The organism is Chryseobacterium sp. JUb7 (assembly GCF_024806495.1).
In the GTDB taxonomy this organism is placed as follows: Bacteria; Bacteroidota; Bacteroidia; order Flavobacteriales; family Weeksellaceae; genus Chryseobacterium.
Map to the genome: position 1 here is coordinate 430,612 of NZ_JANUFF010000003.1, position 13,264 is coordinate 443,875.

7 protein-coding genes and 1 riboswitch are annotated in these 13,264 nt (G+C 38.1%); of the genes, 4 read left to right on the forward strand and 3 right to left on the reverse strand.

Going from position 1 to position 13,264, the window contains the following annotated elements; all coding sequences use genetic code 11:
* Nucleotides 1-65: 65 nt before the first annotated feature.
* The gene (locus M2373_RS08895; RefSeq protein WP_259109713.1) at nucleotides 66-935 is read right to left on the reverse strand and encodes a helix-turn-helix transcriptional regulator; all 870 of its coding nucleotides are present in this window, start codon (nucleotides 933-935) and stop codon (nucleotides 66-68) included.
* A gap of 150 nt (nucleotides 936-1,085) precedes the next feature.
* On the opposite strand from M2373_RS08895, the gene M2373_RS08900 reads away from it, so the two are divergent.
* Together M2373_RS08900 and M2373_RS08905 are read left to right on the forward strand one after the other, a co-directional pair.
* Nucleotides 1,086-3,164 carry a T9SS type A sorting domain-containing protein gene (locus M2373_RS08900; protein WP_259109715.1) on the forward strand — a complete coding sequence of 693 codons (2,079 nt, stop codon included), beginning with the start codon at nucleotides 1,086-1,088 and terminating at the stop codon, nucleotides 3,162-3,164.
* An 84-nt stretch (nucleotides 3,165-3,248) separates the two neighbouring features.
* Nucleotides 3,249-5,492 (forward strand): T9SS type B sorting domain-containing protein, encoded by a 2,244-nt coding sequence (locus M2373_RS08905; protein ID WP_259109718.1) that lies wholly within the window; start codon nucleotides 3,249-3,251, stop codon nucleotides 5,490-5,492.
* Between the two features lie 108 nt (nucleotides 5,493-5,600).
* Here M2373_RS08905 and M2373_RS08910 read toward each other — a convergent pair whose 3' ends face one another.
* Nucleotides 5,601-6,032: an organic hydroperoxide resistance protein gene (locus M2373_RS08910; protein WP_259109720.1), complete on the reverse strand. Its 432-nt coding sequence runs from the start codon at nucleotides 6,030-6,032 to the stop codon at nucleotides 5,601-5,603.
* Nucleotides 6,033-6,111: 79 nt separating this feature from the next.
* Complete coding sequence (locus M2373_RS08915; RefSeq protein ID WP_259109723.1) at nucleotides 6,112-7,125, reverse strand: alpha/beta fold hydrolase; 1,014 nt, start codon at nucleotides 7,123-7,125, stop codon at nucleotides 6,112-6,114.
* Nucleotides 7,126-7,372: 247 nt separating this feature from the next.
* Between M2373_RS08915 and M2373_RS08920 the strand changes: the two genes are divergently transcribed.
* Complete coding sequence (locus M2373_RS08920) at nucleotides 7,373-10,207, forward strand: alpha-amylase family glycosyl hydrolase (RefSeq protein WP_259109726.1); 2,835 nt, start codon at nucleotides 7,373-7,375, stop codon at nucleotides 10,205-10,207.
* A gap of 385 nt (nucleotides 10,208-10,592) precedes the next feature.
* Nucleotides 10,593-10,699: riboswitch (SAM riboswitch) on the forward strand.
* Nucleotides 10,700-10,795: 96 nt separating this feature from the next.
* Nucleotides 10,796-13,237: a TonB-dependent siderophore receptor gene (locus tag M2373_RS08925; protein ID WP_259109729.1), complete on the forward strand. Its 2,442-nt coding sequence runs from the start codon at nucleotides 10,796-10,798 to the stop codon at nucleotides 13,235-13,237.
* Nucleotides 13,238-13,264 lie beyond the last annotated feature (27 nt).

Genomic DNA, 13,264 nt, shown 5'->3' on the forward strand with positions numbered 1-13,264 from the left:
AAAAGTAATATCAAAGCAAAACAACATATACGAAACCACTTAATTTATTAGGTGGTTTTTTTTATTTATTCAGTTCTTAATTTTTCTGGAGATACGCCGAATTTTTTCTTAAATGCCCGGGTAAAATTTTGTACATATTCGTATCCGCATTCGATGGCTATTTCTTTGATCATCATATTTTTATCGATGATCAGTTTTTTTGCCTTCAGCATTCTCAGCTCAAAAATATAATCGGTTACTGTAATGTGATAATGGGCTTTGAATTCTTTCCGGATTTTATTTTGATTGATACCGATTAATTTCCCGATTTCTTCAGCTTTAATATTCTTATGGTAATTTTCGTCAATGAATTTTTTAATGATGGATGGTGCTTTTGGGGTGGCATCTATCATATTTTTTTCGTTAAACTGCTCAAAAATAAGAATGAGAAGTTTAATCACTTTAGCTTCTATAAATAACTTCTGCATGACCCCCTTTTTAGAATAACTGATGATTTCTCTGAGAATCATATGCATTTCTACGGTCATATCCGGAGGGGTTTCTTTGTGAAGAAAAATATAATTGTTTTTAATCATACCTTCCAGAATATCAGCATTTTCTTTATTAGATTCTGGATTGATCAGGTTAAAAATATACTGGTAATTGATTTGAACCTGAAGATATTTTAAAACTTCCTGATTTTCCGCCCAAAGTTCTGCGGTACTTTCTTCGGGGGAGTAATGAAGTATATACTGATTTTTTTTAAATGAAAATTTAGTTCCGCAGTCATGAGCTTCCAGATTTATATTCGGACTCAGCAAAAAAAGCAGATTAAAGCTCGACTTGCCTTCAATCATATTTGATTTCGATATATTTTCAGGGCATGAGTCTTCCTGCATTAAGATTTTGATATCTTCAGACCTGAACAATAATCCTTTTTTAGATTGATTCTTCATACGAAACGTTTTACGGGCATGGTACAAATTGAAATAAAAGCTTCGCATAGGATAACAAAAAGTTTGAAAATGATAACTTGAGGTTAATAATGTGAAGTATTTTTGCGCAAAATTAAATATAATTTAGAATAAATAAAAATAATATTAGTTATGTTCGAACATTTACATTTTGCGATGCGAAAAATTGGTGCAGGATTAGGATTGCTGACCATCGCGGGGAGTTTTGCATATGCCCAGCAATGGGAAGATGTTGGAGGCGTGCAAACGGTTTCAGCGGGAGGCAGCAGCTACAATAATCTTGTAGTAAATACAGCGGGAAAATATTATCTTTCTTATTATGATACATCGGTAGCTAAAGGTTCTGTTCAGACTTTTGACGGAGCTGCATGGTCTTATGTAGGCGGTTCGGCAGGAATCACAACGGGTACGGCTACTTTCAATTCTCTGTCTATTGACGGCTTGGGAAATATTTATTATACTAATCAGTTGGGATATCCGGGATCCGGAATGGAGGTTCGACAGTTCAACGGGACGGCTTGGAATCAGTTGCCCAATGCAACCAATACTTCGATAAATTATCATGCTTCGGCAGTTTCACCTTCCAATGTGTTGTTTACATTTGGTGGTCAGGACTCCGGAACGGTGATGCGTTATGTAAACGGAGTCTGGGAGCAGGTTGGAAATAAAGGATTTTCAAGTGGTGCATCGTATGCAGAAATGGCAATAGGAACAAATGGTAAAGTATATACATGTAATATTTCAAGCGGATTAAGAGTTTACGAAAACCTAACAACGGCAGGTTCTTCAGATAACTGGACTTTAGTAGGGGGAAGCATCGTGGATGCCGCTTCTAATTCGGAGCAGTATAATTGTGACATTGCTCTTGACGCTAATAATAATATTTATGTTGCCTATGTTTCCAATTCTGCAGGCGGACAAAAATTAAATGTTAAAAAGTTTGACGGAACATCTTGGGTGCAGTTAGGGGCGGCTAATTTTTCAGACGGAAAAGTGCAGCATGTATCTATTGCTGTTACCCCATCTGGTCAGCCTTATGTAGCGGCAAGCCGTTGGGAAAATGACAACCTGTTGAAAAATATGGTTTATAAATTTGATACGGCAACTCAGAACTGGGCAACTTTCGGAGGAGCTTTCGTGTCAGACGGACAGGCAACTTATAATGATATTGCTATTGATAATGCCAATAATTATCTGGTGCTGGCTTATTCACAGTCAGGAACAAAAGTAAAGAGAATTGCGATTACAAATTCATCTCAAAATACATGTAATAATAACGATCCGGGAAGCAATCCGGGGGATTTAGGATGTGTTACATTTACATACAGAGGGCAGTCGGTTTCTTATACTACGGTAAGAGGTGGTGATGGGAAAATCTGGTTACAGCAGAACTTAGGAAGCTCAAAAGTAGCAACAGCTATGACGGATGCAGATTCTTATGGAGACTTATTCCAGTGGGGAAGATGGGACGATGGTCACCAGTTGAGAAACTCGGCGACATCATCAGCGCCATCTCCAAACTCACCAGATGGTCTGGCAGGCAGCAGCTCTTTTGTTATCGGAACAGGTTCGAGCTCTTGGTGGGCAACTAATGCAACAAGTGATGCGTGGACTGCAAAAGATAATACAGCGGTAACAACAGCAATCGGAGCAGATCCTTGTAAAGCAGTCGGACAGGATTGGAAGATGCCATCTCAGGCAGACTGGACATTGTTGGTAGGCTCTGAAACAATCATGAATCCTGCATCAGCATATGCCAGTACATTAAAAATGCCGGCTTCAGGATATAGAAGCAATACAACGGGAGGATTTACTTTTGTTGACCAGAGAGGCTATTACTGGAGTGCAGATACGGCCAGTACAGGAGGAAAATATTTATACATCGGAAGCACGCTTGCCAATCCTTCTTCCGGAGCACCGAGAGGACAGGGGGCAGCAATAAGATGTATTAAGGAAACGACCTCATTAAGTACATCAGATATTAAATTAAATACCATCGGAATTTATCCAAATCCAACAAATGGTATTCTGAACATTAAAGCAGATTCTAAAGTAGAAAATGTAAATGTTACCAATATTGTAGGTCAAAAAATAAACGTTAGAATTTCTGATAACCAGATTGATATGCAGGGACTTCCAAAAGGAATTTACATTGTAGAATTAAAATTAAAGAACGGGCAGACATTCTCTAAGAAAATTATTAAAAACTAATGTCCATAAACATTTGATTGATGAACAAAAAGGCTTTATTAGTGTAAAGCCTTTTGTTTTTCCCTGATTTAGATAAAATATATTATGAAAAAGTTTTTACTAACAATTTTAGTTGTTTTATTATGTGTCTGTGGCAATTTCAATGCTCAAACTTACCAGTTATCCGGAAACCCGGTGAATACGACGGGATGGAGTTTAGTTCCTTCTGCTACCGTAAATACTGATTTTATCCAGCTTACGGGAGATCAGATCAGTCAGGTAGGAGGAATTAAGCTTGATGATCCTATCAATCTGAAATACTGTGATAAATGGAAAGTGGAGTTTGATTTCAGAATAGACGGAAACGGAACAACAAGCTATGGAAGAGGGGATGGTTTTGCATTTTGGTATTTGGCTAACCCTCCGGCTGCGTATGTTCAGGGTGGCGGATTGGGAATTCCTGGTAATGCAAGCGGTCTGATGGTTGCTTTTGATATTTTTAATAACAGCACAGAAGGTCAGATGAGTAAAGTTCATGTATTGTACGGAACCAATCCTACCGGAGGAAATATTGAGTTTAACAATACTGCCGGAAGTACCTATCATACGCCGGATCTTATTTCTACGATTCCTTTTGTAGGAGCCAGCTACAGACATGTCGAGGTGAATGGAGAAATAGATCCGAATAACACGGCAATCTGGAACATTACTATAAAAATTGATAATACAACGGTTGTTGTGCAATCGTTTACCTCGACAGGTGGAGCTGTAAATATGACGCAGGGATATTTTGGATTTTCAGCTTCTACAGGAGCTGCAAGTGCAAGGCATTCCATTAAAAATGTAAAGATTTATGTAGATAAAGTTCCTTTGCTCCAGGCTACGGTAACGCCTGCTGAAACCTGTCCAAATGCATTGACTGGTATTGTTTCTACTGACCTTACTTCATATAATGCTCAGTTTGTAAATAACCCGGGCAATTATACTTTTACTTATGCTGTAAACGGGACTGTGATTTCCAATCCTGCCAATTTTCAGTTCACGGCAAATACAACAGTGAATGTTACGGTGAGAGATAACAGCGGAACTTTTTGTGATAATCCTGATGCCAGAATTATTTTAGTGCCGAAAGCAGTTCAGAAAACAGATGCCGCTTTATTTGGTTGCCCCATCAATGGTCTGGCTTTGTTTAATCTGACGCAGGCTAATGTGACCACGCTGACCAATGTTACCAAGCAGTATTATCCCACATTGGCAGCTCTGAATGCAGGAACAAGTGAAATTACCAATCCTGCGGCTTATTCATCGGTTCAGGGAGATGTTTTTGTTAAAATTAATACTTCAACCGGTTGTGTAGGAATCGCGAAAATAACACTGACTTTTTATCCGGTTCCTGCTGTGACAGACGCGGCTTTGAGAATTTGTTTTAATGCCGGTGATATTTCTACCGGAACGTTCAACTTAACAACGGCTTCGGTTACATCAGCAACGGGAATTTCTAAAAAGTATTTTACTAATTACAATGATGCTCTTGCGGAAACGAATGAAATACCCAATCCTGCGGCTTATATTTCTACAACAGGGTTTGCTTATGTCAAAGTTTTAAATGCACAGGGCTGCGGAAGTATTGCTAAAGTAACATTGACTGTGATTCCTCCAGTGTATTCAACAATATTAAAAGATAAAACAATCTGTATCGAAGACCGTACAACACTGGATGCCGGAGCGGGTTTTACGAGTTATCTCTGGAGTACGGGAGCGACAACGCAGACTGTCAGTAATGCAGGAGTTGGCTCCTATTGGGTTGATCTTACCAGTGGAGGATGTACATTGAGACAGGAAGTGACAGTTTATGCGGCAGAATCTCCTGTGGTTAAAGAAATTCATATTGACAGTAAAACGGCTACAGTTGAGGTTAAAGGAGGACAACCGGCTTATCAATATTCTTTGGATGGTATTCAGTGGCAGGATTCAAATGTATTTTCCGGATTGACAAGAGGCGAAAATACTTTTTATGTAAGAGATGCTTACAGCTGCGAGCCAGTTCGGATAACGGTAACGGTTCCCGGTTTGGTTAATGTCATTACTCCTAATGGAGACGGCTATAATGACGTGATTGATTATTCTGCTCTAGGATATAAAAAGAATCTTCGGTTTACTGTTTCAGACCGATATGGAAACCAAATTTTTGATGGCACCAAATTCAATAATTATAAATGGGACGGAACAATTCAGGGAAGAAAAGTTCCTACGCAAACCTATTGGTATGAACTGAGGTGGGACGAAGATTCAAAATACAAAACTGAAGTGAAATTCAACGGCTGGATTCTGGTGAAGAATAGAGATTGATTCATTTTTTTATTATATAAGTCCCCGCAGTGTATTGTAAACAATTTTCGTCCAGAATTTGTTTTGTCTACACTGCGGGTTTTTTATTGAGAAAATATAAGCTGAATTTTAAAGGATACTAATTTTTACATTGATATTTCCGCGAGTGGCTTTAGAATAAGGACATGTGCGGTGTGCCTCTTCTGTTAAAAGTCTTACAGTCTTTTTGTCAATATTCGGAATACTTACATTAAGACGGGCTTGTAAAAAATAAGCATCATCTTCTATGCAGAGATCTACTTCGGCGTCAACAAAAGTTTCTGCAGGCAGCTTAATTCTTAATTTTCTGGCAGCGATTCCCAATGCCCCTATGTAACAGGCTGACCATCCTGCCGCAAAAAGCTGCTCCGGATTGGTTCCTGGTTCAGTTCCTCCAGGTGTTGAAAGTTTGATGTTGAGATTTCCGTCAGAGCTTTCTGATGCTCCTTCACGACCTCCTGTTGTGCGGGTTTTTCCGGTATATAACACTTTTTCTGCTTCTGAAATGTTTGTATCTTCCATGATGTAAATATTTTAAATTGTTGATAGTATTTTCCTTGCTTTATTTAATGAGATTGATAGTATTTCCGGCTTCCTGTACCTACTTTTTTGAATAGCCGTCGACTTCGATAATTGCGTCTGCGAATGCTTTAGGATCTTCCTGAGGAACATTATGTCCGATTCCTTTTAAAATTTTATGTGAATATTTTCCTGTAAATTTATCTGCATATGCCTTCCCGTCGATAGCAGCTCCGTCAAAATCACTGCTTATGGTTATGGTAGGAACTTTGATGGCAGGTCTCGCCGATAAAAGCTTTTCCATTTGATCGTATTTTGCTTCCCCACTGGCCAGTGATAGTCTCCAGCGATAATTGTGAATAACAATAGCTACATGATCAGGATTTTTGAAAGATTCTGCTGTTCTGTTATAAGTTTCTGTATCAAAATTCCATGTGGGGGACGCTGTTTTCCAAATAAGTTTATTGAAATCGTACGTATTGTCAGCATACCCTTTCAAGCCGCGTTCGGTTGAAAAATAGTATTGGTACCACCATCCCAGTTCTGCTGAGGGAAGAAGAGGTTTTTTATTGGCTTCTAGGTTGGTAATTAAATATCCGCTTACTGAAACTAAACCTTGTACGCGTTCAGGCCAGAGAGCAGCCATCACATCTGCCGTTCTTGCTCCCCAGTCAAAACCGCCGATAATGGCTTTTTTAATTTTAAGAGCATCCATCAGAGCGATAATATCACTTGCTACTGCTGCCTGCTGACCGTTTCTCATTGTTTTTTCAGAAAGAAAACGGGTTGTCCCGGATCCTCTTAAATAAGGAGTGATTACTCTGTATCCTTTTGCGGTTAATAAAGGAACTACTTCTTCATAACTGTGAATATCATAAGGCCATCCGTGAAGCAGAATTACTGGAGTTCCGGTTGAAGGACCTGCCTCGGTGTATCCGATATTGAGAACGCCTGCGTCAATCTGTTTTAGTTTTCCTAATGAATTTTCTGTGTTTTGAGCCTTCACAGATCCGATGCTGAGAAGTATAAGCACGATAGTGCTGATTACATATTTTTTGAGAGAAAAATAATGCTGAGGTAAGATATTCTGGATCATAATTATTAAGATTTTATATTGTTTTTTTAATTGATGATCCAAAGGTAGTGTGGCTATTTACTGTATGAAATGATAGAATAGGTGAAGAGGGCAAAATACACGGTGAAATAGACATGGCTTCATGCGAAAAGTGATCGTTGTCGCATAATATATAGATGTTTACATAATGGTTTTTGGCTAAAAAAATTAATATTTTTCAAAAAATAAACTACATTCGTATAGATACTAACTGAAAAAGCAAAATTTTATGAAGAAATTTTATTTCGGTGTTTTATTGTTTATCATGACTCTGGCCTTTGGGCAGATTAGTTATACAATTACACCCAATCCGTTCAATGAGACGGATCAGATTACTCTTTCTGTGCCAGGCAGTCAAATTGATGAGTCGGCATGGGGAGTTTCGAATAATGCGATTTACTTTTGGTCGTGGTCGTTGGATGCTAATTATCAGAACAGTCAGGATTGTCCTACCAATGGGAGTTGGAACAGTTCCAGTGAGGTTAATAAGCTAGCCTATAATTCTGTCACGGACACTTATTCATTAACATTTACACCTGCTGCTTTCTATGCAAGAACCGGAATCGGGAGGTTTGGATTTTTATTAAAAGATAAAACAGGGGCTCATCAGACCTCTCCGGATATTTTTGTGAATGTAGGAGTGCTAACTTTAAATATGACCAATCCTGCGGCCAACAGTCTGACTTCAGTTCCTGCGGGAAGCTCAATTGCAGTCACTGCTACGACGAATGTGAATGCTACTTTCCAGCTTAAAGCTAACGGAACGGTTGTTAATTCAACAACCACACCGTCTGCTTCTTATTCTTATAATTATACCGTCACGGAAGATGCTAATATGGAGTTGATTGCTACCCAGGGGTCAACTTCCAAAAATTCGACATTTATCCTGCAGGTTCCACGAAGTGTTGTTTCTGAAGCAGTTCCGGCTTGGATTAAACAAGGAATAAATTACCATCCTACAGATAATACAAAAGTTGGACTGGCATTATATGCTCCATCTAAAAATTTCGTTCATATAATCGGAAGTTTTAATAACTGGGCGGTGAATGATGCTTATCTGATGAAAAAAGACACTGCAAATCCAGATTTGTACTGGTTGGAACTGTCGGGGCTGACTCCTCAACAGCTGTATACATTTCAATACAGAACAAATGATCTGAAAAAAGTTGCAGATCCTTATTCACCACAGATCTTATCTTCTTATGATGATCAGTGGATTTCACAGGCTACTTATCCGAATCTGCCCCAGTTTCCGGCAGGGCAGGAATTTGAAGTTTCAATGTTCAAAACGGGCCAGACTCCTTATAACTGGCAGATAACCAGCTTCCAGAGACCTCCGAAGGATAATCTGGTAGTGTATGAGTTGTTATTAAGAGATTTTACCCAGGAAAAAAACTGGCAGTCGCTGATTAATAAAATCACTTATTTAAAAGGATTAAATATCAATGCCATTGAGCTTCTTCCTATTATGGAGTTTGAGGGAAATCTTTCATGGGGTTACAATACATCTTTCCATTATGCATTGGATAAGGCGTACGGAACACCGGAAAAATTTAAAGAGTTTGTTGATCTTTGCCATCAGAATGGTATTGCTGTGATTCTTGATGTGGCTTTTAATCATGCTACAGGCCGTTCTCCTCTGGTGAGGCTTTGGAATGTAGACCCTGATGGAGATGGCTATGGAGATGTGGCTTCAGATAATCCTTATTTTAATACGGTTCCGAAGCATTCATACAATGTTTTCAATGATTTTAACCATACCAGTTATTCAACTAAGTATTACGTTGAAAGATGCCTGAAACAGTGGTTGACGGAATATAAGATTGATGGTTTCCGTTGGGATCTGACTAAAGGCTTTACGCAAAACTGCTCTGAAAGCGATGAGGCTTGTACGAATGCTTATCAGCAGGACAGGGTAGAGATCTTAAAATATTATGCAGACAGACAATGGGCTATTGATCCTAATTCTTATATGATTTTTGAACATTTGGGAACGGATCAGGAAGAGCAGGAGTGGGCGAATTACAGAATTGCAGAAGGAAAAGGGGTGATGCTTTGGAATAAACAGACGGAACCTTATAATCAAAATACCATGGGATATAAGGAGAATAGCAATTATGACAGAATGAGTCATGCATTGCACGGCTTTACAAATATGCATGCTGTAGGCTATGGAGAAAGTCATGATGAGGAAAGGTTGATGTTTAAAAACCTTGAATATGGTGCTGTAAACGGACCTTATAGTGTAAAAGATCTTAATACGGCGCTTTCCAGAATGAAAACCTTTGGAGCAACTTTCTTTACGATTCCCGGACCTAAAATGATTTGGCAGTTTGGGGAGCTTGGATATGAATTCAGCATCAACAGGTGTGCGGACGGATCTGTAAATAACGGTTGCAGAACTGATGAAAAGCCGGTTGCTTTCACATTAGGATATGATACCAATGTCAATAGAAAGTCGGTGTACGATACCTGGGCACAAATTATTAACCTTAGAAACACGTATCCCGTATTTAAATCTAAAACCTATACTGTAGAGTCTAATAATCTGGCGAACGATCCGAACGGTCTGATTACCAGGATTTATGTATATGATAACATGATTAATGGTGTGAAAAACGTTGTGGTACTGGCGAATTACAATACCTCATCGCAAAATGTAGTTCCTTATTTTCCGTATGCAGGCCAATGGAAAAATTTAATGGATAATACGGTTTCTGACATTACTTCAACTACGGCTCCGATTACACTTCAGCCAGGCGAATTCAGAATTTTTGGGAATAATTCTTCTACTTTATCCACAATAGATGAAAATGTGGGCAATAAGTTATCGATTCAGATTGTGGATAACCCGGTGAAAAATGGTTCAGCAAAATTAATCTACCATAAAGTAAAGAATGGAGAGATTGTAATTTATGATATAAGCGGAAAAAAAATGGACTCGTTTAAGCTTACCCATGAAAACGGGACTTATGAAATGAAGATAAATTATCCTACTGGAATCTATTTGGTTCATTTAAAATCAGATACAGGGGTTTCGATTCAGAAAATGATTGTAAAATAAACTGTGGATAAGTCTGCGGATTAAAGATGAAAGAGGTCATGCGAGTGATCTCTTTTTTGTTTGTCCATATTTTATCCGCAGCGGAAGATAGGCTTATCCACGCGTTATTAATATTTTTTCAATACTTTATTCACAGATTTATCCGCATGTAAATGATGGTTTATCCATGTCTTATTAATAGCTTATTAAGAAGTTTTCCATAGGTTATCCACGATTTTAAAGTTGAAAATTTTTAATGATTTATACTTATTAATAAGCAATTCACAAGCTGCTAATAGGCAACTAACAGCTTATCCACAAGTTATTCACAATCAGAAAAACGATGAATATATCCGGAAAATTGATATTTTTTGCTATATAAAATTATTAGTCTACCTTTGCAGTAGATTTATCAAGAAAGGTGGAGGGATTTGGCCCTGTGAAACCTTAGCAACCGACACCATTCATAGATGTAAAGGTGCTAATTCCAACCCGTTTGGGGGAAGATAAGTGAAGTCAATATTCTTATATTTATTCCATTTCTTGAACAATCTTTGTTGGCGGGTTTTGTCCGTTCGGGTATATTATTAATTTTGCAAAAAACAAAAGATGAAAAAACTAAGCATATCTGTATTATTGCTTGGAGCGGTTTTCGTATCGGCTCAGGAACAGGAAAAAGAAAAACAAATTGAAGATGTAGTCATTGTCGGTAACCGAAATGTTAAAAGAACAAAACTGGAAACTCCTGTTCCGGTAGATGTCATCAATATTGAAAAAATTCAGCAGTCTGCACCACAGACAACGGTTCAGGATCTCTTAAATTATGTCATTCCATCCTTTAATTCTGTCAGACAATCGGCTTCTGACGGCACCGAACATATTGATCCGGTGACGCTGCGAGGGATGGGTCCCGATCAGGTTTTAGTTCTGGTCAATGGTAAAAGACGCCATACGACTTCATTAGTCAATTATCAGAATACTGTAGGAAATGGATCTGTAGGAACGGATTTAAGCACTATTCCTGTGATTGCGATCGACAGGATAGAGGTTTTGAGAGACGGAGCTGCAGCTCAATATGGTTCTGATGCTATTGCCGGAGTTATTAACATTATTCTTAAAAAAAATATAGGCGCTTCTGCCAGCCTCAATTATGGAATTACAGGGAGAAATGATGGTGAAACTTATCAGGGAGGTGTTAACTACGGAGCTTCATTAGGAAAAGATAAAAGTTATATCAACCTTTCTCTTCAGCTGAACTACCGTGGAAAAACAACAAGAACCCAGAACCATAACCTGGATATTTACGGAGATAATTTTGCATATGATTTTGCGGATAATCCGGATAAAGCACGAGCTGATGATGATGCTTTGATTGCTCAAAACGGGTTAACGCGGGATGATTTTAATTTCCAGATCGGAGATGCCCAGATAAAGCAGGCTCAGTTATTTTTTAATTCAGAATATCCTGTCAATGATCAGTTCAAAATCTACTCTTTCGGAGGTTTCAGTATAAAAGAAGGACAGGGTTTCGGATTCAGAAGGCTTCCTAATGAAAAATCAAATATTGTAGAATCCATTTATCCAAATGGGTTTCAACCTACTTTAGGCTCTAAGGTGTATGATTTTTCTTATGCTGTAGGAGCGAAATATGATGTTAATAACTGGCTGTTTGATTTAAGCAATACTTTTGGAAGCAATACCTTCAATTATGATGTAAGTAATACCGTGAATGCTTCATTAGGTTCAAAGTCTCCGACAAGTTTCTATGCCGGTGCCCATAATTTCCTTCAGAATACAATTAATCTTGATGTGTCTAAGAACCTTAATAAGTTTAATATTGCTTTTGGTGGTGAATTCAGATTTGAACAATATGAAATCAAAGCAGGAGAAGAAGCTTCCTATGCGAGATATGATGTGAACGGTAATATAGCGGTGCCGGGAGCTACAGTAGAAGGCAATGGTGGTGCTCAGTCTTTCATTGGTTTTTCGCCAGAGAATGCTTTGAGAAAATCCAGAAATTCGACAGCGGTGTATGCAGATGTTTCTTATGATTTAGATAAAAAGTTGAATATCGATGCCGCCGCAAGATTTGAAAATTATTCAGATTTTGGAAGTACACTGAACGGAAAGCTGGCTATCAGATATGAATTTCTGAAAAATTATGCTATTCGTGGTTCTGTGGGAACTGGTTTCAGGGCACCTTCCTTGCAACAGCAATATTTTAATAATTCTTATGCTGACATTGCTACAGACGGAAATGGGATTGTTACAAAAGGGATTTTTACCAATGATAGTAAAGCCGCTCAGGTTCTTGGTTTTGATAAATTAAAACAGGAGACGTCTGTCAACGGAAGTGTAGGATTTACTTTAAAACCTGCAAAAGGATTATTTATAACTTTAGATGGATATTTGATTAAAGTGAAAGATCGAATTGTCATCACAAGTAATATTACTGATGACCGATTAAAAAATCCGGATATTGTAGGTGTTGGAAATGAAGTTGAAAGCGCAAGGTTTTTTGCCAATGCTATTGATACAGAGACAAAAGGAGTAGATCTTGTAGTTTCTTACGACTGGAAATTAGGAAAAGGAAACTTAAATGTGAACCTTGCCGGAAATTATACGGAAACAAAAATTACGGATTTCCATTTTCCCGCAAACTTACAGACGCCTCAGGAAGAGTTTTTCGGACCGGACCAGGTCAATATAATCGAAACATTATCTCCGAAAACAAAAGCGACATTAGGTCTGAATTATGGAATCGGGAAATTTAATTTTCTGGTAAGAAATACATATTTTGGAAAAGTGACGAGGGATGGATATCCGTTTGGCGGAGTTCAGGAATTTGCTCCCAAAGTGGTAACGGATGTAAGTGTAGGGTATAATCTTACAAAAAATGTTAACTTGACCGTCGGAGCAAATAATGTGTTCGATGTATTTCCGGATTTACAGATTTATGAAAATTCATATTATGGAGTATTTAAATATGCGCCAGTTCAGATGGGAACATTGGGAAGTTATTTCTTCGGAAGACTTAATTTTAATTTTTAGTAAAGCTGAATGATGATCAATAAAATT